Source organism: Bradyrhizobium sp. (genome assembly GCF_016462955.1).
Taxonomy (GTDB): domain Bacteria; phylum Pseudomonadota; class Alphaproteobacteria; order Rhizobiales; family Xanthobacteraceae; genus Bradyrhizobium.
Genome location: NZ_JAEMSD010000042.1, coordinates 1 through 24,201, shown reverse-complemented (window position 1 = coordinate 24,201; position 24,201 = coordinate 1). Strand labels below are relative to the sequence as shown.

The 24,201-nt window shown below is 63.6% G+C and carries 26 protein-coding genes; 8 read left to right on the top strand and 18 right to left on the bottom strand.

Translation table 11 applies throughout. The annotated features are described in order from the left end of the window. Together JHD07_RS07350 and JHD07_RS07345 are read left to right on the top strand one after the other, a co-directional pair. Positions 1-234 (top strand): GNAT family N-acetyltransferase (locus JHD07_RS07350; RefSeq protein WP_291620510.1); only part of this gene is annotated, 234 nt, incomplete at its 5' end. Positions 235-288: 54 nt separating this feature from the next. After that, positions 289-675, top strand: coding sequence for an ester cyclase (locus JHD07_RS07345; RefSeq protein WP_291620508.1), 387 nt, complete (start codon positions 289-291; stop codon positions 673-675). A gap of 21 nt (positions 676-696) precedes the next feature. On the opposite strand, the gene JHD07_RS07340 is transcribed toward JHD07_RS07345, so the two are convergent. The 3 genes from JHD07_RS07340 to JHD07_RS07330 form a co-directional block, all read right to left on the bottom strand. Continuing rightward, positions 697-1,917 carry an MFS transporter gene (locus JHD07_RS07340; RefSeq protein WP_291620506.1) on the bottom strand — a complete coding sequence of 407 codons (1,221 nt, stop codon included), beginning with the start codon at positions 1,915-1,917 and terminating at the stop codon, positions 697-699. 299 nt (positions 1,918-2,216) lie between these two features. Then, positions 2,217-2,303 (bottom strand): hypothetical protein, encoded by an 87-nt coding sequence (locus JHD07_RS07335; protein WP_291620515.1) that lies wholly within the window; start codon positions 2,301-2,303, stop codon positions 2,217-2,219. 17 nt (positions 2,304-2,320) lie between these two features. Beyond that, positions 2,321-2,743 carry a zinc-binding dehydrogenase gene (locus JHD07_RS07330; RefSeq protein ID WP_291620504.1) on the bottom strand — a complete coding sequence of 141 codons (423 nt, stop codon included), beginning with the start codon at positions 2,741-2,743 and terminating at the stop codon, positions 2,321-2,323. Positions 2,744-3,249: 506 nt separating this feature from the next. On the opposite strand from JHD07_RS07330, the gene JHD07_RS07325 reads away from it, so the two are divergent. Together JHD07_RS07325 and JHD07_RS07320 are read left to right on the top strand one after the other, a co-directional pair. Next, positions 3,250-3,738: a hypothetical protein gene (locus tag JHD07_RS07325; RefSeq protein ID WP_028182209.1), complete on the top strand. Its 489-nt coding sequence runs from the start codon at positions 3,250-3,252 to the stop codon at positions 3,736-3,738. Then, complete coding sequence (locus JHD07_RS07320; protein WP_291620499.1) at positions 3,731-4,963, top strand: biotin/lipoyl-binding protein; 1,233 nt, start codon at positions 3,731-3,733, stop codon at positions 4,961-4,963. The genes JHD07_RS07325 and JHD07_RS07320 overlap by 8 nt, the downstream gene beginning before the upstream one ends. A gap of 153 nt (positions 4,964-5,116) precedes the next feature. Here the strand turns inward: JHD07_RS07320 and JHD07_RS07315 are convergent, their stop codons facing one another. Together JHD07_RS07315 and JHD07_RS07310 are read right to left on the bottom strand one after the other, a co-directional pair. Continuing rightward, positions 5,117-5,548 (bottom strand): alcohol dehydrogenase catalytic domain-containing protein, encoded by a 432-nt coding sequence (locus tag JHD07_RS07315; protein ID WP_291620497.1) that lies wholly within the window; start codon positions 5,546-5,548, stop codon positions 5,117-5,119. After that, positions 5,545-6,096, bottom strand: coding sequence for a hypothetical protein (locus JHD07_RS07310; RefSeq protein WP_291620496.1), 552 nt, complete (start codon positions 6,094-6,096; stop codon positions 5,545-5,547). The genes JHD07_RS07315 and JHD07_RS07310 overlap by 4 nt, the downstream gene beginning before the upstream one ends. Before the next feature lie 123 nt (positions 6,097-6,219). Between JHD07_RS07310 and JHD07_RS07305 the strand changes: the two genes are divergently transcribed. Continuing rightward, entirely contained in the window at positions 6,220-7,137 is a 918-nt protein-coding gene (locus JHD07_RS07305) for a LysR family transcriptional regulator (protein WP_291620494.1), read from the top strand. 68 nt (positions 7,138-7,205) lie between these two features. Continuing rightward, on the top strand, positions 7,206-7,661 hold the full coding sequence (locus tag JHD07_RS07300; protein ID WP_291620492.1) for a cupin domain-containing protein: 456 nt from the start codon (positions 7,206-7,208) through the stop codon (positions 7,659-7,661). A 13-nt stretch (positions 7,662-7,674) separates the two neighbouring features. Here the strand turns inward: JHD07_RS07300 and JHD07_RS07295 are convergent, their stop codons facing one another. Then, positions 7,675-8,250: a DUF308 domain-containing protein gene (locus tag JHD07_RS07295; RefSeq protein ID WP_291620490.1), complete on the bottom strand. Its 576-nt coding sequence runs from the start codon at positions 8,248-8,250 to the stop codon at positions 7,675-7,677. Between the two features lie 85 nt (positions 8,251-8,335). Continuing rightward, complete coding sequence (locus JHD07_RS07290) at positions 8,336-8,920, bottom strand: TetR/AcrR family transcriptional regulator (RefSeq protein ID WP_291620488.1); 585 nt, start codon at positions 8,918-8,920, stop codon at positions 8,336-8,338. 80 nt (positions 8,921-9,000) lie between these two features. On the opposite strand from JHD07_RS07290, the gene JHD07_RS07285 reads away from it, so the two are divergent. Then, positions 9,001-9,501, top strand: a complete 501-nt coding sequence (locus JHD07_RS07285; protein WP_291620487.1) for a peptide deformylase — start codon at positions 9,001-9,003, stop codon at positions 9,499-9,501. 120 nt (positions 9,502-9,621) lie between these two features. On the opposite strand, the gene JHD07_RS07280 is transcribed toward JHD07_RS07285, so the two are convergent. Together JHD07_RS07280 and JHD07_RS07275 are read right to left on the bottom strand one after the other, a co-directional pair. Further along, complete coding sequence (locus JHD07_RS07280; RefSeq protein ID WP_291620486.1) at positions 9,622-9,984, bottom strand: metalloregulator ArsR/SmtB family transcription factor; 363 nt, start codon at positions 9,982-9,984, stop codon at positions 9,622-9,624. Further along, positions 9,984-10,646, bottom strand: coding sequence for an SRPBCC family protein (locus JHD07_RS07275; protein ID WP_291620485.1), 663 nt, complete (start codon positions 10,644-10,646; stop codon positions 9,984-9,986). Before JHD07_RS07275 ends, JHD07_RS07280 begins: the two co-directional genes overlap by 1 nt. Positions 10,647-10,821: 175 nt before the next feature. Here JHD07_RS07275 and JHD07_RS07270 point away from each other — a divergent pair, with 175 nt between their 5' ends. Continuing rightward, positions 10,822-11,166: an AraC family ligand binding domain-containing protein gene (locus tag JHD07_RS07270; RefSeq protein ID WP_291620484.1), complete on the top strand. Its 345-nt coding sequence runs from the start codon at positions 10,822-10,824 to the stop codon at positions 11,164-11,166. 133 nt (positions 11,167-11,299) lie between these two features. On the opposite strand, the gene JHD07_RS07265 is transcribed toward JHD07_RS07270, so the two are convergent. The 9 genes from JHD07_RS07265 to JHD07_RS07225 form a co-directional block, all read right to left on the bottom strand. Next, a complete protein-coding gene (locus tag JHD07_RS07265) occupies positions 11,300-12,559 on the bottom strand; it encodes a serine hydrolase (protein ID WP_291620483.1) in 1,260 nt (419 codons plus the stop codon). A gap of 281 nt (positions 12,560-12,840) precedes the next feature. Next, the gene (cydB, locus tag JHD07_RS07260) at positions 12,841-13,851 is read right to left on the bottom strand and encodes a cytochrome d ubiquinol oxidase subunit II (RefSeq protein WP_291620482.1); all 1,011 of its coding nucleotides are present in this window, start codon (positions 13,849-13,851) and stop codon (positions 12,841-12,843) included. Further along, a complete protein-coding gene (locus JHD07_RS07255) occupies positions 13,848-15,296 on the bottom strand; it encodes a cytochrome ubiquinol oxidase subunit I (RefSeq protein ID WP_291620481.1) in 1,449 nt (482 codons plus the stop codon). Before JHD07_RS07255 ends, cydB begins: the two co-directional genes overlap by 4 nt. A 239-nt stretch (positions 15,297-15,535) precedes the next feature. Beyond that, positions 15,536-16,843, bottom strand: coding sequence for a cation:proton antiporter (locus tag JHD07_RS07250; RefSeq protein WP_291620480.1), 1,308 nt, complete (start codon positions 16,841-16,843; stop codon positions 15,536-15,538). Positions 16,844-17,281: 438 nt separating this feature from the next. Then, positions 17,282-18,607 (bottom strand): hypothetical protein, encoded by a 1,326-nt coding sequence (locus JHD07_RS07245; protein ID WP_291620479.1) that lies wholly within the window; start codon positions 18,605-18,607, stop codon positions 17,282-17,284. Next, positions 18,604-20,595, bottom strand: coding sequence for a UvrD-helicase domain-containing protein (locus tag JHD07_RS07240; protein WP_291620478.1), 1,992 nt, complete (start codon positions 20,593-20,595; stop codon positions 18,604-18,606). Before JHD07_RS07240 ends, JHD07_RS07245 begins: the two co-directional genes overlap by 4 nt. Positions 20,596-20,599: 4 nt before the next feature. Further along, entirely contained in the window at positions 20,600-22,552 is a 1,953-nt protein-coding gene (locus JHD07_RS07235) for an AAA family ATPase (protein WP_291620477.1), read from the bottom strand. A 25-nt stretch (positions 22,553-22,577) separates the two neighbouring features. Continuing rightward, positions 22,578-23,594, bottom strand: coding sequence for a nucleotidyl transferase AbiEii/AbiGii toxin family protein (locus JHD07_RS07230; RefSeq protein WP_291620476.1), 1,017 nt, complete (start codon positions 23,592-23,594; stop codon positions 22,578-22,580). Beyond that, positions 23,587-24,180: a DUF6088 family protein gene (locus tag JHD07_RS07225; RefSeq protein WP_291620512.1), complete on the bottom strand. Its 594-nt coding sequence runs from the start codon at positions 24,178-24,180 to the stop codon at positions 23,587-23,589. The genes JHD07_RS07230 and JHD07_RS07225 overlap by 8 nt, the downstream gene beginning before the upstream one ends. Positions 24,181-24,201 lie beyond the last annotated feature (21 nt).

Genomic DNA, 24,201 nt, shown 5'->3' with positions numbered 1-24,201 from the left:
CTTGTAGAGCGCAGCGATCTGCTCGAGCGCCTGGCCCGCGGGCTGCGGCTCGGCCGCCGCCTGATGGATGCGGCCGAGAGCGCCGCGCGCGAGCTCGGCATGGCGCTGCTGCGGCTCGACACCAACAGCGCGCTGCCTGAAGCCGGTCAGCTCTATCGCAGCACGGGCTGGCGCGAGATCCCGCGCTTCAACGACGATCCCTATCCGGACCTCTTCTTCGAAAAGCGCCTCTGATGGGGACCGGTTCGCGGTCCTCGCGCGTTAGGCCGAAGCCGTGGGAGCTTCGACATGACGAGTGACGACCTCGCCGACACCTACCGCGACTACATCGCCTGCCTGAACCGGCGGGACTGGCCGGCCCTCGGACAATTCGTGCATGACGAGGTCAACCACAACACGCAGCCCCTCGGGCTGGCAGGCTATCGCACGATGCTGGAACGGGACGTGCGGGAAATCCCGGACCTGCACTTCCACATCGAGATGCTGATCTCCGATCCTCCGCGCATCGCCGCCCGACTGAAGTTCGACTGCACGCCAGTCGGGACATTCATGGGTCTTGCGGTCAATGGAAGGCGCGTGTCGTTCTGCGAGAACGTGTTCTACGAGTTTCAAGACCGAAAGATACGGCAGGTCTGGTCGGTGATCGACAAAGGCGCGATCGAGGCGCAGCTCTGACGCCGCGCCTCGATCTCGAATTTACGCCGCCACCGGCGCCACCTCGCCTTGCGGCTTTACGAAGGGGCGGAACGTCATCGCCATCAGGAACGCCCCTATGCCCATCGCCCAGGAGGCGATGTAGAGCCAGGCATAGCTGGAGAAGGCGTCGTAGATCAGGCCGCCGGCGAGAGGGCCGGTCGCCATGCCGAGGCTGCCGGCCATCGCGGTGCCGCCGATCACCGTGCCCATCATCTTGAGCGGGAAGTTTTCGCGGATCAGCACGGCATAGAGCGGCATGGTGCCGGCATAGATGAAGCCGAAGATGGCGCCGACCGCATAGAACGTCGTGAGCTGATGCGCGAAGACATAGGCGAGCGCGCCGAAGGCCTGCAGCAGCAGGCCCGAGACCAGCACGCGCTTGGCGCCGAAGCGGTCGCCCATCAGGCCGAAGGCGATACGCCCGCCGAGGCCGGCAAAGCCTTCGATGCTGTAGATCGTCACCGCCGCGACCAGCGGGATGCCGCAGCTCACGGCATAGCTGACGGTGTGGATGATCGGGCCGGAATGGGTCGCGCAGCAGAAGAAGTTGGTGGCGAGCAGGATGAGGAATTGCGGCGAGCGCAGCGCCTCGCCCATCGACATCTCAGGCACCGTCGCGCCGTCGCCTGCGGGTGCCGCCGCGGCCTGCGCCAGCGCGGGCGGACGGCGCACCAGGAACGAGGCCGGGATCATGATGGCGCCCACCACCAGAGCGATGACCTGCATCGAGGTACGCCAGTCGTGGCCGGAGACGAGCCAGGCCGCCAGCGGCGACATCGTCATGGGCGCCATGCCCATGCCGGCCGAGACCAGCGACACGGCGAGCCCGCGGTTGGTGTCGAACCAGCCGGTGACGGTCGCCATCATCGGCGCGAAGATGGCCGCACAGGCCGCTCCGACCAGGAGGCCGAACACGAACTGGAACACGATCAGCGACGTCGCATAACTCGCCGCGAACAGGCTAAGCGTCAGCACGACCGATCCCGTCAGCACGACCGGCAGCGGCCCGAACCGGTCGGACAGCGTGCCCCAGACCATGCTGGTGAAGGCCATCGCCAGAAAGCCGATCGTCATCGCGCTGGAGATGCCGGTCACCGACCAGCCGGTATCCTTCGCGATCGGCTGCAGAAACACCGGCAGCGAGAACATGCCGCCGATCGCGACGCAGCCGAGCACGCCGCCGGCGGCGACGATCACCCAGCGATAATTCGAAGAAGGCATTTCGGTCTCCGGTCAGTCTGTCTCGCCTGGAAGACGAACGGGAACTGTGCCGACCGACAGGCTGATGCCATTTTTTGTCGCAGGGTTTCCCGACCCGAACAAAACACGAAAAACAACCCCATGCACAGTAGCGGGCCCTCGCGAGATCAATGACTTGCGAGGACGGTGTTCTCAGCGGGGACCACGATTGACCCGTCGGGCAAAACACCGGGACGATGGCATCGTCCCCAGGAGCAGCGCGCTCAGATGAGCGAATTTGGGCGGCCCGTTCGTGCACATGGCCGATATCCAGCCCGCGCTCAATCCACCACCAACACGACCTTTCCAAATCCTCCGCCGCGCTCCACGCTGCGATGGGCATCGGCGGCGCGCTTGAGCGGAAACACCTGGTCGACCAACGGTTTCAGCCCCCCGACTCAAACAGCGGGAAAAACCCTTCGGAGAAACGACGGACCATCGCCCGCTTCTCGTCCACGCCTCGCGATTTCATCACGGTGCCCACCAATCGCAAGTGGTTGTGGAGCAGCAGGTTGAGCGGAATCGAGGGGGCGTGCTGGCCGCTCAAAATGCCGACTTGAACCAGGGTCCCGCCACGCCGAAGGCTGCGAAGGTTGCGCGGAAGGTAATCGCCGCCGACGAAATCGATCACGGCGTCCGCGCCGCGACGATCGGTAAGCCTTGCGACGACGCTTTCGAAATCATCGGCACGATAGTCGATCACAGCGGCGGCGCCGATGCTGCCGACATCCGCCAACCGCGAAGCGCTCGCCGTTGCGTACACGGTGGCGCCGAGCGCATGGGCTGCGGCCGGAACGAAATGCGGCAAGGCCGAAAGTTCTGGCGATGCTCGATCATCTCACTTTCAGCCAGGCGGGTCGACTGTGGTTCAGATTTCACGAGAAATCGGAAAGGCACGACAAGGCAGTGCGAAGGGTGCAAAATGCCTGATACAGCATGCTGCGATGCGGTGTGATCTCGGCCTGAAAAAAATGGGCACCGCCGTCGTCAAAGGTAGAGCGAACGTCCACCCCGTTTAGTTTGACATAGCCGCTTTGAGCCAGAAAGGGACCTCCGCCCGAACGACTCCGCGCCAAATGGTCGCGAGGTCTTCTCATCATGTGCGGCGTCCGCCTCCACGCCATCTCGGGCTGGTGGTCGTCCCTGTCGCCTCAGGGCGCGGATCGCTGATGGTGAAATAGCTTGATTGTCGTAGCGATACCCTGAGAGGCTGGCACACCGCTCGCCGCAAGCCAGCTTGCCAAGTATCCTCATTGTGCGAGTATGTAGGCGCAAAAGCTCAGTCTGAAATTTGAGCAATCGGAGGAGTAGCGCGTGAGCGACCTGCATCCGGCTACGCCCCATCATCTACCGGGCTTCATCACCGCTCCAGGTGACACCGATACCCTTATGGTGGTTATCGGCATTATTCTCATCGCCGCCGTTGTGATGGTCGGTAATTTCTATTTGCACCTGCATACGATGCCGGAGCGGATGGCCCACAAGTCGCAGAAGTTTCAGTTTGAAATCGTGGCAGTGCTTGGACTTCTCGCGCTGTTTACGCACAATCATCTGTTCTGGGTGATCGGCTTGTTCCTCGCCATGATCGACTTGCCGGACTTCAGCACACCTCTGCGGAAGATCGCCGGGGCAGTCGAAAGAATGGCCGGTGTTGCGCCGGAGCCGGACGCTACCGAAGCGCCGGATCTTACTGCGCCTCACGCGGCGACAGTGCCTGACGTGGCGAAGACAAGCGCTGCCGTGGACGAGATCAAGAACAGGATCGAGCGCGATCTCAAGCGGGGGACGCCGGGCAATGCTTGAACTCCTCCTCTGCGCCACCTTCACGATCCTTCCGGACTATCTCTATCGCCGCTATCGGCAGGGGAAGCGCTTCGGGCACGAAATCACACTCTACTCGGTCTGGTTCGAACTGCGCTTCGGCATCGTCGCCTGTCTGATGCTGACGGTCTCACTCATTACGATGATCTTCTATTTTCATCCGTCCACCACGTCGGCGACGTTGTTCTATCGGACCGTTCCGATTGTGTCCGAAGTCACCGGCCGGGTTGCGGAGGTTCATGTCGATGTCAGCGCCGACGTAAAGCGAGGTGACGTGCTTTTCAGGCTCGACAGCGCCAAGCAGGAAGCCGCGCTCTTGACGGCCAAGCGCAAGATCGCCGAGATCGATGCCGCCATGCTGGCGGCGCAGGCCGATGTCATGAAGGCGGAAGGCCAGCTTCAGGAGGCAAAGAGCTCGCTGCAGCAGGCGCAGGACGAGTTGGATACTAAAACTGAATTACAGAAGCGCAACCCCGGAATCGTTCCGCAGCGCGACATAGAAAAGCTTGGCGTGGCCGTCGCAGGTCGCCAGGGCACCCTCGACGCCGCAACTTCCTCCAGACAATCAGCAATGACGCGGCTGGACGCTTTGCTACCGGCGGAAAAGGCAAGCGCAGAGGCGGCATTGGCCGAAGCGCAGGTCGATCTGGACAAGACTTTCATTCGCGCAGGCGTCGACGGTCGCGTTGAACAGTTCGGACTGCGGCCGGGGGACATCGTGAATCCAATGATACGGTCGGCTGGCGTTCTTATTCCCGAGGGCGCTGGACGGCGTGCTCTCATGGCAGGGTTTGGGCAGATCGAGGCTCAGATCATGAAGGTCGGAATGGTGGCCGAGGCCACCTGCATTTCCAAGCCGTGGACGATCATTCCGATGGTCGTGACCAGTGTGCAGGACTACATCGCGGCAGGCCAGTTCAGGGGCGGTGAACAACTGATCGAAGCGCAGCAGGTCGCGCGTCCCGGCACCATTCTCGTTTTCATGGAGCCGATCTACAAGGGCGGGCTGGAAGGCGTGACGCCCGGCAGTAGTTGTGTGACCAATGCCTACACCAGCAATCACGATGTTATTGATGCCAAAGAGACCGGCACCCTCAAGCGCGTTGCGCTCCACGCCGTCGACGCTACTGGCATCGTGCACGCCATGCTGCTGCGCATCCAGGCGCTAGTGCTGCCGATCAGAACGCTGGTGCTGAGCGGACATTGACTGAGTTTGAACGCTGATCGCGATGACGTAGCCGCAACCACAAATGCGCAGTCGACTTCCGATGTTGGCTCATTGCGAGATTTGCTGCGGTTGCACAAAGGCGGTCGGTGTCGGGGCGAACCGGACATCGACGAAGGTTTATGAGTACGCGTCCTAAGACGGTTTGACCTTGCCCGACGCCTGCAACATGTGAGACCGCTTCGACGGCGTCACAAATGATTCCATGATTGCCGCCCCCTCGACGAACGAGACATTGCCTGGGATGCTGATCGCCATGCGACGGTCGACCCGTGCGAATTCGGCATACGCCCCCCCGCCGACGATCGCCATCACACGCTGCCCGATCGATACGTCGTCGACTTCGCTGCCGACGCCAACGACTTCACCGGCCAGTTCGAGGCCAAGCAGGGTGCTTTCGCCAAAGCTCTGATTGCCGTAGGCGCCGTTTCGCTGGAGAATATCCGCGCGGTTGACGCCTGCCGCCTTCACACGCAGCAGGTCGTGGGGACGAACCTCCGGCCCCGGCACTTCGGCGAGGCGGAGAACCTCCGCCGGACCGAAGCCGTCATAGACGATGCCTTTCACTTTGCCGGCTCCTGCGCACGGGCCTTGGCGCGCCGCGCGATGCTGGCGGCGAACAACGGCGTCTCTCGGCGATTGTGGTCGCTTCCGGCCGCTTGGCGCGCGTTGGCGGCGTCTTCGAGGGAAATGCCGTGCTTGTCCAGGAACGCCATGAAGCCATCGGTCGGATGTGCCGTGACGCTGTTCGTATAGCGTGTGCGCCCGTCATCGATGGCTTCAGCCTTCAGCTCCCAGATCACGTTGACATGGGTCCGGCCATTTGTCGTAAACACGTCCGAGATTGAATTCATTCGGCAGTAGGTCTTGCCGGCTTCCTCCGCGACGTAGTGCTGGATCACCAGCCCCGCGCCGATCTGCTCGACGTTGATCATCATGCGGCGTCCGTCGTCCGTGGTGCTGACGCCGGCCGCAATGTGGTCAGGCGGGCAGCAGCGCAGATATTCGGCTTCGGAGAGCGTGAACAGCCATTCGGCGATGTCCACCCGGTCAAGCGGCATGTCAATCACCGCGGTATAGGCGGATTGCGACAGGATGCGATCGAGAACCTTCATGATAATCTCCTTTGATTCAAGGGCTTGGGCTCGGTAAGCCCGCCTTCCAGAGAGGAGATACGGCCTGTGCGGATTGATGATAATGAGCGTTGAGCTCGAAACCGTTTTGCGAGAGGCGCAAAGATGAAAGACCCGCGTTTTGCGGAACATCTGGCCATCTATGTTGACGTCGTTCGTGGCGGGAGTTTCTCCAGCGCCGCACGTCATCGCGGCGTGACACCCTCGGCCATCGTCAGGCAGATCGACGCGCTCGAACACAGCGTCGGGGTGCCCCTGCTGGTGCGCTCGACCCGCGCACTCGCGGTGACGGACGCCGGAGAGCGATTGTTCGAACGCGCGCAGCGGTTGCTCGACGACCTCGCCGACACGCACGCCGAGATCGCCGCGTTCGATGGTGCGGTAGCCGGAGTTCTTCGCCTTGCGTGCTTTCCGACCTTTGGCAAGCGCTACGTGGTCCCCACACTGGAATCGATCATGCGGGATCATCCCGGCCTCACGGTCGAGCTCGATCTCACGGAAAGGCTCGCTGATCCCGTACTGGAGCGGCTCGACGCCGTGATCCGGATCGGCGAACTCGCCGACAGCACTCTCATCGCGACCAAGCTGGCATCACAGAACAGGATGTTGGTCGCCACTCCTGCTTATCTCGATCGTCACGGCACACCGACCGAAGGGAAGAACCTCACTGGCCATCGGCTGATTGATAAACTACATGGCGCCGACCTGCTGGGCTGGTCGGACGTCCTTGGTCACCCCGCGGGCGCGGCGCCCGGACCGCAAGCCGTGTTTCGGTGCGACGACTTCGAAGCGATGCGGCTCGCGGCACTCGCCGGCATCGGCATCGCATTCCTGGCAGACTGGGTTGTCGGAGCGGATGTACGCGCCGGTTCGTTGAAACGAATCCGGCTCGACGACGAACGGTGGAATGAGGCGAAGGCCGGCGTCTATCTGTTGCGAGCCTTGGCCCAGCCGTCTGCCAAACTGACGATCCTGACTGCCGCATTGCGGGAAACAATCGGGTCGCCGCCGGTGTGGACGTAGTACCGACGCCAGTTACATCATGACCACCCGCCCCATCGTCTTTGCGCTGAATTGCAGGAAATCGCTCCATGCCGAAGATCGACATCGCCGCCGTGCCGGCACGCGAGGGCTCCGGCTATCCGGCGCCCTTCGCCGGGCCCTGCGCCGAACGTATCCGCAAGCGGCTCGGCGATGCCGGAGGCTTGACTGATTTCGGCGTCAATTTGATGCGCCTGCCGCCGGGCAGCTGGTCGAGCCAGCGGCACTGGCATTCGCACGAGGACGAGTTCGTCTACATCCTCGAAGGCGAGGTGACGCTGATCGAGGACGGCAGCGAAACCGTGCTGCGCGCCGGCGATTGCGCCGCGTTCCCGAAGGCCAGCGGCAACGGTCATCACATGATCAACAGGTCGAACATGACGGCGATCTATCTCGAGGTCGGCTCGCGCTCGCAAGCCGACCTCATTACCTGCTCCGACATCGACATGATGAGCCCGGCATCCGACGGCCGCTTCCTGCACAAGGACGGCACGCCGTATCCGTAAAGCGACACAGCGCTCACACAGCCGCGCTGCGGCGCCACGTGCTAACGGTGAGCCAGACCGCCGAGACCAGGAAGTAGAGCGCACCGACCGCGGCATAGCCCGCGACATTCGCGATCGACGGCACCGCAGGCATCGTGGCCTGGAAGATGAAGAAGCCGCCCGCCAGGGCCGACTGGCCGCCGCTGAGCACCATGGCCCATTGCGCGCCGAAACGCTTCCAGCGCCGCACGGCCGTGCCGAGCTGGAGCAAGCCGGACAGGATCGCCCAGGCTCCGAAGATCCCGAGCACCCAGTTCATGCTGACCTGCAAGGCGAGGATCACCGCGATGGTGGTTGCCAAGCTCACCAGCACGTTCAGGCCCTGGGTGCGGTTCTGGTTCAACCCGCCGCTCCGGAGCGCGTCGAGATAGTTGGCCGCAGCGTCCCATGCGGGATAGACAATGAGCAATGCTGCTGCGATCACCGCCGACGACGGCGCGATCGCAAAGGCCGCAATGACCCAACCGACGGAAAAGGCGGCGCGCAGGAAGTAATAGTGCCTGAGCCATTGCGTATCGGTCGTATCGGGGGCGATTTCGTAAGTCCTCATTCTCTTCTCCTTACCTACTAGTTGGTAGCTTCGTTGCGAAATGGATGGTCGCGCCACCGCAATGCGTTGCGGCCGTATCGATCCGTCAGTGCCTGGTGGAAAGTCGGTCCAGCAACGGCCGGGTGATGGTGCCGAACATCTTGGGATCGCCATAGGCACGGGCCGACAGCATGGCGCCGTGAACGGTCGCCATGAACCCCTCGGCTTCGACCCGGGCCGTGCCGGCGAGTTGCAACCGCCCCTGCCGCTTGCCGCGCTCCAGTACCGCGGTCAGCCAGGAGGCCAGGGAGCGGAAGTGAGCCCGAACTTCGAGCGCCACCTCCTCGGGCAGGATCGGAAGCTCGCTGGCCAGCAGCGCGCAGACGCAGAACGGCGCCGTCGCATCCTTGATGCACGCTTCCCAGTAACCGAGATAGCTCCTCAGCTGCTCGGCGGGATCCGAGACGTTGCGCTCGAGCGCCGACAGTCCTGCCTGGGCCTCTTCGCGATAGCGCGACACGAGGGTGCGGACCAGATCGACCTTGCTCGCGAAATGGTGGTGGATGCTGGGCTTGCGGATGCCGACGACGTCCGCAATGTCGGCGTAGCTGAAGCCGTTGTAGCCGCCCGCGATGATCAACGTGCGCGCACAGGCGAGGATATCGTCGGAGGTCGTGGAAGCGGAGCTCATGGCCTTTAGCTACCTTCCAGTAGGTAGACGGTCAAGCATGGCTGGCTTCAATGATCTGTGAGTGAGTGGTAGGAGCCATCATGACCATCCGCCCCATCCTCCGCTATCCCGACCGCCGGCTTGCGCTGCCGGCCCGCCCCGTCACCGCCTTCGACGACGGCTTGCGCCAGCTCGCGCGGGATCTCCTCGATACGATGCGCGCCGCGCCTGGCATCGGCATCACCGCGCCGCATATCGGCGTGCCCTTGCGCGTGGTGGTGCTGGAGCTCGACGCCAAGGACGGGCCGCGGACCTACGTCAATCCGGAGATCACATGGGCTTCGCCCGAGATGATCATGTATCGCGAGGGCAGCGTCTCGATGCCGGGGGTGAACGAGGACGTGCAGCGCCACGCGCGGGTGCGCATCAGCTATCAGGATATCGAGGGCAATGTGCGGAGCGAGGAATCGGACGGCCTGCGCGCCGTCTGCCATCAGCACGAGATCGACCAGCTCGACGGGATGTTCTGGATCCAGCGGCTGTCGCGGCTGAAGCGGGAGCGGCTGGTGAAGAAGTATGAGAAGATGTCGCGGGGGTCGTAGGGTGGATTAGCGAAGCGTAATCCACCAATCCCAGCACGGCTTAGCAAGTCATGGATCACGCCGCCGACTGCGCTTTGCGCAGCCGCCGGCTAATCCACCCTACCCTTCTCATCCATGCCCTCAAGCCCTCTTCCCGCTCCGCTTGACGATCGGCGCGTTGCGACGCTCGCGCTTGCCACGGGCGATCTCGGTCGCGAGCGCGTCCAGCTTCGGCTCCCAGAAGGTTCTGAATTGGCCGACCCAAGCGTCGACCGCTTGCAGCCCCGCGGCGTCGACCGAATAGAGGCGCCTTTGCGCCTCGGCGCGAACGGTGGCGAAGCCGCTCTCTCTGAGCACCTTGAGGTGCTGCGAGACGGCCGCCTGGGTGATGCCGAACTCGGCGCCGATCAGTTCGACGACCTCACCGGATGCCAATTCGCCTCGTGCCAGCAGCTCGAGGATGCGGCGGCGCACGGGATCGGCGAGGACTTCGAAGACGTGCATCAGCTTCCTGTGCCGGGATGAACGATGTCGGGCGGCATCTCGCCGCGATAGAAGGCGATGGTGCGGTCCGAGCGCTGCTTCGCTTCGCCGGGATCGACCCCGCTTGCGACATGCGCCGCACGCCAATGCTCTCCGCTCGTGGTCATGAAGTCCTTGCCCTCGGCCGACACCATCCAGGCCTCGGCCGCTTCATGGTCGACCGATGCCCCGGTCGCAAGATATCGCTCCAGCCCCGCCAGCGCGAGGTCCCAGCCGATGCCGACGGCGCCGGGGCCGAACTGATTCCAATGATCCTCGATGATAGCGGTGTGCTCGAGCGTCAAACGCGCCTGGCTTCGCTCTCCGCTCAGCGTGACATCGATCCAGCTCGTGGCGCCGCCGAATTCCCAGGTTGCGGCGAAGTGGGTCGGCGGGGTGCAGGACGTGATGGTGCCGCCGGCATTGCCCTTGACCTGGTATCGTCCGCCAAGGCGAAGGTCGCCTTCCACCGGCGCAAACCAGCGCTGAATGCGCTCCCTGGAGGTGACGGCGTCCCAGAGATCGTCGACGCTGGTGTCGTAGAGCCGCGTCAGCGTAACCGCGCTCGCCGGCTTGCCGTCCTTGTCGAAGCTCCTCACTGAGCGCGTCACAAGCCCCAAGACCCGGGCGACGTCGATCTGCATTTTGGGTTCTCCCTGGCGTTCTCCTGCCGAGGCAATATCGGTCTCTACTTATATAAGTCAATACTTATATTTTGGATGTTCCGCTGCGTCAAACCGCCTCGTGCGGCGAAGCGAACCAAACAACGGCCACGGCGTCGATTCGTGCTTTCCCAGCCACACAAGACGGAACGACCTCATGAAAGTACGCAAATTCGCCCTTGCCGACGCTTCGCTCGAACGCTCACCGGGACAGGACGGCGATATCTTCGCCGGCAATGTAATCGACCAGCGCCACGACGCACCGATCACGATCGGCTTCGGCCGCTACGCGCCGAACCAAAATCTCGAGGAGACGATGAAGGTCGACGACGTCATGATCGTGCTCGAAGGCAAGCTGTCGGTCACGAGCAACGGCAGCATCGTCACCGCGGGGCCCGGCGAGATCGTCCATATGCCGAAGGGCGAGACGGTCACGATCCGCTCGCATGAGCAAGGCGCCGTCACCGCCTACGTCACCTATCCGCATTGGCAGGAGGCGTGAGGGCTCAGGCGCGGCGCTGACAGCCTGTAGGGCGGATTAGCGAAGCGTAATCCGCCATCTAGCAGCACGGCACGACGAGAGAAGGTGGATTACGCCGGCGGCTGCGCTTCGCGCAACCGCAGGCTAATCCACCCTACGCACCGTCGATCAGCGCCTTCGCCAGCGCCATGTAGGCCGGCAGGGTCACGGGATCGTTGGCGGCGTTGCCGGCCATGGGATGCGAGGCGTAGCGCGCGATCACCATCTCGGCCTTGGGGTCGATGTAGATGCCCTGGCCGTAGACGCCGCGCGCCATGTAGGCGCCGTGCGCGTTGTGCGTGACCCACCATTGATTGCGGTAGGACGCGCCCGGCAGCGTGGTGTAGCCGGCCGGCTTGAATTTCTCGGGATCGCCGCCGCGCGCGATGTCCTCGACGACCTGCGACGGCACGATCTGCCGGCCATTGAAGCGGCCGTGATCGCGCATGGTCTCGCCGAAACGGGCGAGATCGCGCAAGGTGGTGGAGAGCCCGCCGCCGCCGCTCTCGGTGCCGATGCGGTCGACGTGATAATACGCGTCCTCCTCCGCACCCATCGGCTGCCAGATCCGCTCGGACAAGAGCTCCGACAGTGTCAGGCCGCTGGCGCGCCTGTTGATCCACGCCAGCACGTCGGTGTTGACAGTCTTGTAGGCGAAGGCCTTGCCGTGCTCGCCCTGCTTCTTCTGGGCGACGAGGAAATCGAAAATGTTGGTCGGGCCGTCGTAGTCCGGCGGGATCGGCGCCATGCCGTTGGCACGCCTGAGGCCCCACACGTCGGAATTCTTGTCGGTGTAGATTTCAGTGTAGGCGAGCCCCGTCGTCATATCCATGACCTCGTGCACGCGCGCGTCGCCGAAGGCGCTTGGCTTCAGCTCCGGCACATAGTCCGTGACCGGGGCCTGCGGATCGACCTTGCCCTCGGCGACCAGAATGCCGGCGAGCACGCCGGTGAACGACTTCGTCACGGACATCGCGATATGCGGCTTCTGCGGCTTCAAGGCGCCGAAATAGCGCTCATAGATCAGCTTGCCCCGATGCAGCACGGCGATGCCGTCGGTGTAGGTCTCCTCCAGCATCTTCGCGAAGGTCATGGGCCTGCCGTCCATCGTGGTCGAGGCGACCGCGCCGATATCCTGCTCTGCGCGTGGCAGAGGTGATGCGGGCCCCGCCCCGCGCCAGACATTCACCGTCGGCACCAGCTGGCGGATGTTGCTCCAGGCCCAGCGCAGCTCGGGGAAATTGCGGAAGGAGCCGTCCTGGAAGGTGATGAGGCGGTCGGCGGATGGCGGGAAGCCGCGCATCCAGCCGAGGGTCTCGGGGTCAGTTTCAACGGCAGTGGCGGGAAGCTGGCTGGCGGCAGTCGCGACGGACATCAAGGCGGGCTCCGGAAGTGACGATGCGGATGTCGTATCACGAGCGGCCGTGACGGAGATCCGACGTTTCCGCCGGGCGCCTCCGCGCGGACAGGACAGCAAGCAGCGACCAGATCGAGCTTGGCGAGGTGAGCCCAGAAGATCGAGGGTGCGGCAGCTTTTCTACCCAGTCTTGAGCAGCCATCGGATCGGCATTGCAACCGCCAGCAGCGCGATCACGCCCGCGGCCCATAGCGCAACGAACCACAGCCATTGCCGCAAGGTTTGAGACATGCGCAGCCTCAATGATATCCCTCGCCGTGCCGCACCTTGCCGCGAAAGATCCAGTAGACGTAGCCGGTATAGACCAGGATCACCGGCACCAGCACCGCCGCGCCGACGAGCAGGAATGCCTGGCTGCTGGGATGGGTGGCTGCCTGCCAGATCGTGATCGAGGGCGGCACGATCATCGGCCACATGCTGATGCCGAGCCCAATGTAGGACAGCACGAAAAAGCCGAGCGCGCACAGAAACGGCACCCCATCCTCACCCTTTGCGAGCGCGCGGTGGAAGCGCCAGGCCAGCAGGGCCACGAGAACCGGCACGGGCGCTGCATACAGCATGTTCGGCAGCGTCAGCCATCGCTCGCGGAACGCAGGGCTCTGGATCACCATCATCACCGAAATGACGGCGATGAAGCCGAGTGTCGCGAATCCGAGCACGCGCGCATAATTGCGGCAGCGTGCCTGGAGCGCGCCGTCCGTCTTCCAGATCAGCCAGCACGCGCCGAGCAGGCCGTAGCCGACGACGAGGGCAACACCGGTCAAGACAGAGAAAGGCGTCAGCCAGTCCCACCAGCCGCCGGCGTAAGCACGCCCCTCGACACGAATGCCCTGCACGATCGCGCCGAGGCAGATGCCCTGGAGGAATGCGGCGGCAAAGCTGCCCCACGAGAAGGCGCGGTCCCACCATGTTTCACCGGCGGGCGTCCGCGCCCGAAACCGCATCTCGAAGGACACCCCCCGGAAGACCAATGCGAGCAGCATCAGGATGAGCGGCATGTAGAGGGCGGGAAGGATCGTCGCATAGGCCAGCGGAAACACCGCGAACAAGCCGCCGCCGCCGAGCACGAGCCAGGTTTCGTTGCCGTCCCAGACCGGCGCGACGGAGTTGACCATGACATCGCGGTCGGCTCTCGCCGCCTCGACCGGAAACAGGATGCCGACGCCGAGGTCGAAGCCGTCCATCACCACGTAGAGCAGCACGGCCGTCGCGATCAGCAGGGCCCAAATCAGTGTGAGGTCGATGCTCATGGCCTGATCCCCGCTGGCTGCGGCTCTGCTCTAGGCGTGCCCGACGCTCCTGCCATCAAGGCTGGCGCCGGCGTAATGCCGGCCGTACGGACCGGCTCGCCTTGTGGCGGCCCGTGCTCGCCGGCTTCAGGCGCCTGGCGGAAGAGGTGAAACAGATAAGCGATCCCGGCGCCGAAGACCACGAAGTACACGACGATGAATGCCGCCAGAGACGCAGCCACGGCCGGCGCCGCGATCGGCGCCACGCTATCGGCGGTCCTCAGCAGTCCGTAAACCGTGAACGGCTGGCGTCCCGCCTCCGTCACCGTCCATCCGGCCGTCACCGCGATCAGCCCCGACGGTCCCATAGCCACGGCAAAGCGGTGCAGCCATGGCGCGTCGTACAGAGCGCCGCGCCAACGCAGGACGAGCGAGGTCATGCCGAGCACGATCATCAGAATCCCCAAGCCGACCATGATGCGGAACGCCCAGAAGACAAGCGGAATGTTGGTCGGCCAGGTGTCCTTCGGGAAAGCCTTGAGCCCCTTGACCTCTCCATCGAGGCTATGCGTGAGATAAAGGCTCGCAAATCCTGGAATGGCGATTTGGCCGCGCGTCACCCCGGCTTCCGCATCCGGCATGCCGAACAGGATGGAGGACGCCCGGCGCTCGGTCTCGAAGTGGCCTTCCATGGCGGCGACCTTGACCGGTTGGTGGTGGTACGAATTCACGCCATGCAGATCCCCGATCAGGAGTTGCATCGGCGCCACGATCGCGGCCATCCACATCGCCATCGAAAACATGATGCGTGCGCGTTCGTTCATCCTGTCGCGCAGCAGGTGCCAGGCGCCGACGGCTCCCACGATCATCGCGGTCGTCAGGTAGGCGGCGGTGACCGTATGGGCGAAGCGATAGGGGAACGAGGGATTGAAGATGATCGCCAGCCAGCTCTCGGGAATGAACTGGCCGTTCGCTCCCATGGCGTGTCCCGCCGGGGTCTGCATCCAGGAATTCGCGGCGAGAATCCAGAAGGCCGAGAGCAAGGTGCCGCCCGCGACGAAACAGGTCGCGACGAAATGCAGGCGCGGACCGACGCGGCCAAGGCCAAACAGCATGACTCCAAGGAAGCCGGCCTCGAGAAAGAATGCCGTCAGCACTTCGTAGCCGAGCAGCGGACCGAGCACCGGCGCCGTCTTGTCGGCAAACACCGACCAGTTCGTGCCGAACTGGTATGACATGACTACGCCCGACACCACGCCCATGGCGAAAGCGACGGCGAAAATCTTTAGCCAATAGCGATAGGTGTCGAGATAAGCGCTGCGGCCCGTCCATAGCCACAGAGCTTCGAGCACCGCAAGATAGCTCGCGAGCCCGATCGTGAAGGCTGGAAAAAGGAAGTGCCAGACCACCGTGAAGGCAAACTGGAAGCGCGCAAGATCCAACGCGCTGGGCAGTAAGTCGGACATGGCTCCGCCCCGTCATCAAGTGCGGCCACTCGCAAACGCCAGCCTGTGCTGGTTCCAACTCCTCGATCATCAGATGTCGAGAGTTTTAGGCATTCTGCGGACCGTGTGCTTGACGTTACAGTCGGGACAACACGGTCTCAAGACGTCGGAATGTCCTACCCCCGCGCAGCTGCGATTGAGTTCGACGCGCGAATGGGTCCTCGCGGCGTCAAAGCGCCGCCGCCGAGCATCGTTCGATCCTAGGCCGACGCCGGTCGTTGCGCGCTTGGCGGCGGAGCCGCATCATCGGCGTCCGGATCCCGACCCTGACTCCTGTCGAGTTGTCGCATGACCGGCGTAACAGTGAGTCCGTGAAGGAGAATCGACAAGAGCGCTACGAGGCCAACGATAGCCCACAGCCGCTCGCCGACGGTTAACTCCATATGATTGAGTCCATAGGCCAGATAGTAGAAGGAACCCACGCCTCGGATTCCGAAGAAGGCCAGCGTCATCTTCTCCGAAAAGCGAGCCTCGAATCCAGCCAGCGCAATCAACCCGCCGATCGGCCGGATGATGAGCAGGATCGCAACCGCGGCAGCCACGTCCACCAGATGAAGCGGGCGCAGCAAGCCGCTGACGAGCGCCCCGCCGAACAGCAGCAGCAGGACCATCATGGCCAGCCGCTCGACCTGCTCGGTGATGTCGTGCATCTGCCGGTTGAACTCGTGATCGCGGTGCGATCGGCGCAAGGTCAGTGCGGTGACGAAAACGGCGAGGAAGCCGTAGCAGTGGATGATTTCGGTCACGCCGTAAGAAACGAACGTGGCCGATATTGCGATCAGACCGTCTCCCGTCCTGGACAGCTTGGTGTCGGCGGGGACGTGGAACGTGAGCCAGCCGAACAGCCGGCCAATGAGCCAGCCACCGATCAGGCCGGCGGCAATCTCCCACACCACGTTGTAAAGCAGCCACTTCCCCGCCCATGGCTCCCCCGTCGTCGCCGCCAAACCGAGGGCGATCGCAAGATGCACGAACGGAAAGGCGAAGCCGTCGTTCAAGCCGGCCTCGGATGTGAGGCCGAAGCGAACCTCATCCTCTTCCCCGGTCTTGGGAGGCCCGACCTGAACGTCGGACGCCAGCACCGGATCGGTCGGCGCCAGGCTTGCCGCCAGCAGCAGCGCCGCGATCCAGGACAGACCCAGCATCCACCCGCCCAATGCCGTGATTGCCAGGATTCCGATCGGCATCGTGATCGCCAGCAGCCGCCAGGTGACGCTCCACTTTCGCCAGCTGAACGGGCGATCGAGCTTCAGGCCGGCCCCCATCAGCGCAATGATCACGACGAACTCGGTGAAACGCTCCGTGAAGTCGGGGTAATTGAGCGGCAGTGGCCGGAGCGTGACTGCCGGCAGCGAGAAGATAGCAGCACCGATCCCAATGCAGACGATCGGCAGAGACAGCGGCAGCCGCTTCAGGGCGAGCGGTAGCCAAGCGACGAGCGCAATGAGCAGACCCGCTCCGGTCAGGATCAGGATGTAAGGTTCTGGCGCTAGGGAGGAGATTTGCACCCACCTTCAACGCCGCAGAGCTGTTACAGTTCACACGCGGGCAGTATTCCCGTGAACCGATCGACACCTATCGATTGTTTCGGCGCATGTGAACGACGCAGTCGATCTCACCGCTCGAGAAAGTACCGTCGCACCACCTGGATCAATACGCCCCCCTACTCCCACTCGATTGTTTTAAACCACGATAGGCCATTGATCTAGCTAGGTTTTTTCTTGTCTTCGATGCTGAAAGCCGACCCTCGGGCCGTCAAAATATTACGGTGTTGATTTCAAAGGGAAATTCGCACGAAAATTTTTTTGTGCGGTTTCGGTATCTATCGAGATCGATCGCCTCTCAGGACCCATTTTCGGTGATGTGGATGGGCCTCGCTGCGAACCAATAAAGTACCGTCACGAACTCATAACATAGTGCGCTCTGCGACGCGACCTGCAGCAGCGTCATCCGAGCACCATCCCTCCATCTGGCGACCAGACAACCACATCGCGCGGCCGCCCTCGGAAAGGCTTGCCCAGCAGGGCCAAGCCGTCGCGGAAAAGCGCATACTGATAAGGCTCGTCAGCGTCGGCTCCGGCAATGCGATCTCCCGCGGAGAGCGCAAAGCCCGTCGGCTCGAAGGTTGGAAGCCTCATCGTTGCAGACAGACCCGCCTCTCTGTCGCGGATCGCATTGCTCAGCGCATTTAAGAATTCGCCTCCTGCCTTCTCCTCGATCGCGAACCAGCCGAAGTCAGACCCAGGGTGGCGTGATGGCGACAATCGTGCGCGCCGAGCAAGTCGCCACCACTCGGGATGATCGAAGAAATCCTCGATCCACCACGGCGGGCCGCCTGGCCGCAAAAGCCATGGAGGCGTCGCCAAATAGGTTCGACCCGCATAGCCAAATCGAAGAAACGAAACGTTATGTCGCTCGGGAGCTGGGGAGTCCGGCAAGCGAATCCAGTCGATCCAATTCGTCACCCCGGGTGCGCCCATCAAGAGAAAGTTCGAGCGATGGCTCGCTAGAGCGATCGGCGCCGGCGTGCCTTCTGGTATCGCGCCTCTTTGCGGGACGCTCGGCGGTGGAGGTCTTCTTCGCGGCCTCGAGATCCGCGTCTCCGATACGGCCAGGAAGCTCCCGGCTACCGTTGGCTTCGACCCAAATGCAATTGAATAGCCGTGGATGATCTCTCCGAACGGCGACGGCTTCGCGACAAAGGGTTTTACCTGCTTGACGTACTTTCTCTTCGCCGCATTCGCGATCTTAGCAGCGCTCGCATCTTTGGCGAACGAACCGTGCGCCTCGGCGAGCACAACACCGTGGCCAGACGCGTTGCCACCTTCGTAAATGAAATCCGCATGGGGATCGAGCGACGAGGACAGACACGCCGCGTTCGCTCGCCATGCGTAGCCGAGAGCGTCCATGTACAGGTGGGCAATGCCGGCGCCGACCTTGGCCGCAAACTGCGACCCGGCAGTATCTGCGAGAAATTTGAAATGAGATTTGAGCGCAAAGGCCGATCCGTCCTGGAGCAAAGTCTCCAGTTCGATCAGAGCACTTTGCTGCAATCCGTCGAGTAGGACGACCGGTGCATCATCCCAAGTCGTCGCCGTCCTCGCGATGGCGGCGGCCAAGGCAATCGAGTTGAAAGACAGGGCCGGCTGCGCCGGCGGCGCCACGAAGTGCGGCGAGACCGGGCTTGGTACGTGGCCGTGCTTCGTATGCTTGGTCAAACCAATCAGCTTGGTCGACGTCCCCAGTCCCGCTGTCGACACGGGCCCGCTCATTCCTTCAGCTCCGCAGCCTGCGCGACCAGGTCGACAAGTTTCCATCCTTGGTCCGTGGCGGGGCCTATCAGGACCGTTGCTTCGGATTTGCGCAGCGCGAGACCTAGCAACTCGCGCGGCCTGGTCACGCCCACGAAGACGTTTGTCGCGGCAGTAAGCCTTACCCCCGTAAAGAGCTCGTCGGTAACGCCGAACGCACGCGGAAGGACCGCGGTCAGGTCAATGCACTGCTCGTCCGCACTGCTGCCTTTCCAAACCTCGCTTTCAACGACGAGAATGCCATCTAGGCTCTTGCCCTTGACCGAGTGGATCGACCCCAGCCGCAATATGAGGTCGTCAAATTGAACCTGTTTCGTGGAGCGGCGCTCGGGGTCGGCAAGATCGGCCTTTTGCTCGGCGACGAAGGTGCAAAACTCCGCAATATCGCCCTCGGAGCCCTGAGGAGGCGGATTGAAGAGCGGTAGCAACGCTTCCATGAACGCCAGCCATGCCGCTTCTTCCCACACCGCAGCGCCGGCAAGCACATGGTCCCGCAACAGTCGACGTATGATGCGGGGCAACGCGACGTCGCGGTGCGCAAGCGCCGCCCAGACATTGTGCGCGGTGATCGGACGATCATTCGCCGCTTTCCAACCATGAGCCCGCGCCAGTCCAGACATCCCCGCGGCGAGCATCTCACTGACCTCTGCGGGCGGGCGCGCGGCGGCGTGGTGGACTGCAGCCTTCTGAAGCTGCCGGCAAAACAGGTTCGCTTTCGATCGAGACCCGCCCTCGCTGCGATATGCGGGATGGTAGTCGACGAGGCTTTTCGGTTGCCACGCCCCTTTCTTACCGACCAGATTGTGACGCGACGCGACTGCCCAGATGTCGCGCGTGCTGCAATCGCCGCCCCACAGCGCTCGTGCCTCGTCGGCGAAGGCTCCGAGAACCCCACCGATCGTAGCTTCGTCAAATAGGAACATCACCCGCGACGCCGGCCGTGCGCCCAGTCCCACGATGGTCTGAGCCTGGCGCGCGGTCAGCCGGCTGGCGAAACCGGCGATCTCCCCGCCGAACCTGCGGCTCGTATCCAGAGGGATGCAACCTGGACCTGGCGTCCAATAGGCCGGTGCTGTTCCTTCGTCCTCGTATAGCGTTTGATTGCTGTCCCCGAGACGCTGAAACGCCGCTCCGTCTTGTTTAAACACATGCTCCAACAGGCGGAGCTGGTCGCCATGTGTGTCCTGCGCCTCATCAAGAATGACGAGCGGAAACCGGTCGCGAAGCCGCGCGGCGAGAGTGGGGTTTTCAAGGAGTGCGCGCCGCGCGAGCGCGGTCATGTCGGCGTACCGATAGAGCCCGCTCTTGACCATCGAGGCCTTGAGGGATTCAAGCGCCTTCCCACAATCGGTGTGGGCGCCCCATTGCCCTTTGCGGCAGCGCACGGCCAGTGCGCTGGGCTCCGGGGAGGTGTCCGTGAAGGCTGGGTCAAGATCGAGAAGCGCAATCCACTCCTCGAGCTTGCGTTTCAGCTTGAGCTTTTGGTTCTTGGCGAGGTTGTCGAGGACGCGCCAACTCGGATACCGCCGCAACGCCTCAGCCGCAAAGGCATCGTCGTCAATCTGGCGCACGTGCCAGCCCAGGCCTCGAAGGTAGGGCAAGGCGAGATACTGGTTGATGAAGGCTGTGACCGTGCCAGTGAAATGAGGATAGGTCATCAGCCGCGCCGCGGTCGGATGACGGGCGATCAAATCTTCGACCTCCGTTCGCGCGGCGTTTGTGTGCGAGATGACGCAGACGCCCCGCCTGCGGGTCGTCCAGTTGCGCGAAAGCAGCGCGAGCTTCGCCGCCAGCAGCGTCGTCTTGCCGTTGCCGGGCGCCGCCTGCACGTCACAGGGAGCGGCCTCCGCCAGGAAGTCGATCTGGCTCGGATCGGTGAAATCGCAGCCGCCCAGCTCGTCACCAAGTTCGGCAAGCAGTTCGGGCGTGAGCGGCAGGATTTCGAACATGACGCTACGCCTTCACCGCCGCAGCGCCGTCCATCGCAGCGACCTTGATGTCCCCCACCTCCGGCTCGGCCGCAATCACCGGCGCTCCGGGGACATAGCCGCCCGTCACGTAGTCGATCGCGCGCACCAGATAGGGCGGGAGCCGCTCGCGCATCTGCTCCGGCGTATCGGTGCGTTGGCGCAGTATGGCGGCAAGCTGCTCGGCGACCTCGGCTTTGGAAGCTTCCTTGTCATGGACGGGCTGGTAGATCTTGACCGCAATCTCGGTCGCAGAGCACCCGGCCGCTTTCCAGCCCGCGTAGGTTTCGCTGGCCTGCTTCCCGATCTTCGCGAGCCGCTCGGGCTTACCACTGCTGGTCTTGGCGAGCTGAACCGCCTGGTGAATGCTCTCGGCAAGTTCGGGCCGTAGCGCGAGATCGAACTCGAGAGTCCAACTATCAGCGATGAAGGCATCGACGGGATCTCCGACGTCGCGCCGCAGCGTCTTCAGACGCGCCGCGATCTCGTCCTGCGTCAGCTCGTTCTCGGTCTTCCGACCACCGACGAGGTCCTTCGCCTCAGCGGGCGGAATATCCCTGTCAGGGATCAGCGCCACGGGCACCGGGATTGCGTTCCCGGTCCTGCGCTGCAGAATCCGACTGTACCGGAACAGGCCGCGGTGACCGACATTGACGAGCGAGACGCCGTATCGGCTGAGCGGACGTCCGAGCTTCTCGGCGATCGCGGGCAGCAACAGATGTTCGCCGTCACCCTCGACGACGATCAGCGCGCGGGCGAAGAACAGGTTAGCCTTGGTCGCATCGAGGAACCGGCGCAGAAACTCGTAGTCGTCCGCTTCAAGCCGGGTGTGCGCCGCTGCCAGCGGAAAGGCGCGGTGACCGACGATCATCGTCATGGTCTCAAGCTCGGCGCCCGCCGCGAGCTGCGGGCTATGAGTGGTGAGCAGGACCTGGACCTGTTGATGCGTCTCGCCCTTCTTGGGGTCCGGCTTGGCGGCGCGGGCTGCAAGTACCTCCATGAACAGCGTCTGGTGCTGGGGATGCAGGTGCGCTTCCGGCTCCTCGATCAGCAGGAACGGGACCTGGTCGGGGTGCGACTGAAGCAACAGCAGCTCGGCCGCCATGAACAGCAGATTGTTGTAGCCCAATCCGCGCTGCACGCGCTCGGCGCCTGCCTTGGCGTTGAGATAGAGCTCGAACCGTTCGAGGATCTGATCGAAGGAACCGCCCGCGCCCAGGTCCAGCGTCGCGACGAGGCGATCATCCACGAATGACAGCTTGTCGAGAAAATCGGTGTTTACGCTGCTGGCGACGCCTCCCACGGCGGGGTTGCCTCGGACCGCCGTGTCCGCGGCAGCGAGCGTGTCGTGGAGCGTAGCGTTGGCGCCCGGCGCCGCCGGCTTGCTCTGCGGCCCCATGGTGGGCATCGCGCCGAGAATGCGCGAGAGGCGCGACCGGCGCCCTGCTCGCATCTCGCGCTCGGCGTCGCGCAACGGCTTGAGGTAGGTGGCTTTCAGGTACTCCCGCAGCTCTCCGTCGAGCGGTAGCCCTTCGCCTTCGGCGCCAGCACGGTGCTGGCTGGAGATGATGCTGCCGCCGCCTGGTGCGACGCGCCTAGCGCCGCGCATGCAAACGTGCAGCCGAAGCTGTCCCTTTTCGTTGGTGCACCATTCGAGAAAGCGGGCTTCTTCGTCTGCGTTGAGGTTGTCGAACGTGCAGCGAACGATGAAGTCGCATCCACGGATGCCGTCCGCGCCGACATGGAAATCGTGTTCGTCGGGGCGGATATAATCGTCGCCGCGTGTCCAAAGGACATAGCGGGCGGCGTCGATGATCGCGCTCTTCCCGGCGTCGTTCGGCCCCGCGAGGATATTGAGACCCGGTGAGAGCTTCAACTGCAACGGAGCGTTCGGATCAAAGCACCGGAAGCCGCTCGCGTAGATTTCGGAAATGTACACCCGCCGCCTCCCAGCCCCGTTTTTCTTATTCTGCCGCGCTGTTCGCTCGCGCGGCTATGTCTGCGCATCGCTCCATGAGCGTCTCGAAAGGCTCGGCTTCCTCAAGGAGGAGCCCATCGTCGACCATCCGCGCGTAATCTTCTGCGAGAGCTTCGGCGCCGTCGCCGGCTGGGACAAGCTGCAATCCGCCGTTCACGGCTACGGCGTAGTCAATCTGAGAGCGGTCCGCGGCCTTCTCGGCGAAGAACATCGTCTTATGGCGGGCCACGGCGTTGGCCAGCTCGCGATCCGCGAAGGCAGCGGTCGCAAAGCCGGCTTCATCGAGACGCACGACGTCATGCCAGTGCCGCGCGAAGCGATCACCGCGGAGTCGTTCCTGCAGGCAGAAGACGTGGATCGCGGTCGCCTTCTCCCAGAACGTCCTCTCGGCATGCATGACCCTTGGCCGAGCGGTTGGAAAGACCACGCTATCCACCATCCCGGCAGCATCGCAGACGACATCACGCAGGCTCGCTGGCTCGCCTGTTGAGCGCGCGCCGAATTCGAGCATGACGCTCGGCGAGACATATCCCGAGCCTGCCGTCGTCGCCTCATAGTCGATAAAGAGCTTCTCACCGTCGACCCGGATCGCCGCAGACAGCGGTCCGGCCGCCAACGCCTCGGCTATGACCGGCTGAACGGCCCCAACCACCCATTGCGGCAGGCGCTCGCGCACTGCACTCGTCCAGCGCTTTTCCTCGCTCCGTGTCTTCGGCAGCGCTTCGCCATTGTCTCCGACGAGGTCAGGGGCGAGCGCGCGAATGTCGTAGGTCAGGTCCACGTCCTCGGAAAACCGCCGGATCACCCGATAGGCTTTCGAAAGCGAAGTACCTCCCTTGAAGACGAGATGTTCGCCGAGCGGCGACCCGTAGATCGTCGCCAGCGCCCAAACCACCCACGCATCCTTCTCAAGAAGGTGCGCCGGTCGGCCCGAGCGGTCGGCAGCGACGCTCAAGGCTTCCCGGCGATCCTCGGCCGGAAGGAGGAGGAACGCGTCAGCCATGCGCGACCTTCCCCACGCTGCGCGCGAGCCAGGTTGGAAGCTGAGGGGCCGCGGCCACCAGCTCGTTGAAGGCGGCAGGCGGCAGCTTCCGCTTCAGGGTCTTGAGCGCTGCCTCGGCTTTCTCTGGCCCGAGCCAGGCGAGTGCTCGCACCGCCTGACCCGCCGGCCGATGTGGCATGGCGAGCTGCCAGCGAGGTGCGTGGCGAAGCTCGACGGTCTGCTTGCCAAGGCTCATCCTCCGGGTGCGCCCCGACGTCAGATAGACGGATCGGACCGGCACCTGCGTCGTCAGCCCGAGGCTATTGGCGGCGGCCGCGCCGCTCGAGACGATAACCTCACCGCGCTGGGCGGCGAGCGCCTCGACCGCCTGTTCCACGGACGGCGCTCTGGTCCCAAACCGGCTCGTGACCGGCAGGAGGTAAACACCACGTCCAGCCCGGATCAGTTGTTCCCGCTCGGCCAGGCGCGACAGGGCCTGGTCCACCGCGGCACGATTGCCGAGGTGAAGCAAGCTCTTAGCCGCGACGGGCGTGCCCTCTGGCAGCCGCGTCGCATGCTCAAGGATCTGTTCGGTCAAGCGCTGCATGGCGATACTCCTGTCAGAAAT

What these genes read in the sequence shown, in the direction of transcription:
- JHD07_RS07320 (WP_291620499.1), top strand. Translation starts at nt 3,731, where the DNA reads ATGCTTGAACTCCTCCTCTGCGCCACCTTCACGATCCTTCCGGACTAT.
- JHD07_RS07345 (WP_291620508.1), top strand. Translation starts at nt 289, where the DNA reads ATGACGAGTGACGACCTCGCCGACACCTACCGCGACTACATCGCCTGC.
- JHD07_RS07280 (WP_291620486.1), bottom strand. Translation starts at nt 9,984, where the DNA reads ATGCACGTCTTCGAAGTCCTCGCCGATCCCGTGCGCCGCCGCATCCTC.
- JHD07_RS07305 (WP_291620494.1), top strand. Translation starts at nt 6,220, where the DNA reads ATGAAAGACCCGCGTTTTGCGGAACATCTGGCCATCTATGTTGACGTC.
- JHD07_RS07245 (WP_291620479.1), bottom strand. Translation starts at nt 18,607, where the DNA reads ATGAGCGGGCCCGTGTCGACAGCGGGACTGGGGACGTCGACCAAGCTG.
- JHD07_RS07255 (WP_291620481.1), bottom strand. Translation starts at nt 15,296, where the DNA reads ATGTCCGACTTACTGCCCAGCGCGTTGGATCTTGCGCGCTTCCAGTTT.
- JHD07_RS07340 (WP_291620506.1), bottom strand. Translation starts at nt 1,917, where the DNA reads ATGCCTTCTTCGAATTATCGCTGGGTGATCGTCGCCGCCGGCGGCGTG.
- JHD07_RS07225 (WP_291620512.1), bottom strand. Translation starts at nt 24,180, where the DNA reads ATGCAGCGCTTGACCGAACAGATCCTTGAGCATGCGACGCGGCTGCCA.
- JHD07_RS07300 (WP_291620492.1), top strand. Translation starts at nt 7,206, where the DNA reads ATGCCGAAGATCGACATCGCCGCCGTGCCGGCACGCGAGGGCTCCGGC.
- cydB (WP_291620482.1), bottom strand. Translation starts at nt 13,851, where the DNA reads ATGAGCATCGACCTCACACTGATTTGGGCCCTGCTGATCGCGACGGCC.
- JHD07_RS07295 (WP_291620490.1), bottom strand. Translation starts at nt 8,250, where the DNA reads ATGAGGACTTACGAAATCGCCCCCGATACGACCGATACGCAATGGCTC.
- JHD07_RS07290 (WP_291620488.1), bottom strand. Translation starts at nt 8,920, where the DNA reads ATGAGCTCCGCTTCCACGACCTCCGACGATATCCTCGCCTGTGCGCGC.
- JHD07_RS07240 (WP_291620478.1), bottom strand. Translation starts at nt 20,595, where the DNA reads ATGTTCGAAATCCTGCCGCTCACGCCCGAACTGCTTGCCGAACTTGGT.
- JHD07_RS07285 (WP_291620487.1), top strand. Translation starts at nt 9,001, where the DNA reads ATGACCATCCGCCCCATCCTCCGCTATCCCGACCGCCGGCTTGCGCTG.
- JHD07_RS07265 (WP_291620483.1), bottom strand. Translation starts at nt 12,559, where the DNA reads ATGTCCGTCGCGACTGCCGCCAGCCAGCTTCCCGCCACTGCCGTTGAA.
- JHD07_RS07310 (WP_291620496.1), bottom strand. Translation starts at nt 6,096, where the DNA reads ATGAAGGTTCTCGATCGCATCCTGTCGCAATCCGCCTATACCGCGGTG.
- JHD07_RS07275 (WP_291620485.1), bottom strand. Translation starts at nt 10,646, where the DNA reads ATGCAGATCGACGTCGCCCGGGTCTTGGGGCTTGTGACGCGCTCAGTG.
- JHD07_RS07270 (WP_291620484.1), top strand. Translation starts at nt 10,822, where the DNA reads ATGAAAGTACGCAAATTCGCCCTTGCCGACGCTTCGCTCGAACGCTCA.
- JHD07_RS07230 (WP_291620476.1), bottom strand. Translation starts at nt 23,594, where the DNA reads ATGGCTGACGCGTTCCTCCTCCTTCCGGCCGAGGATCGCCGGGAAGCC.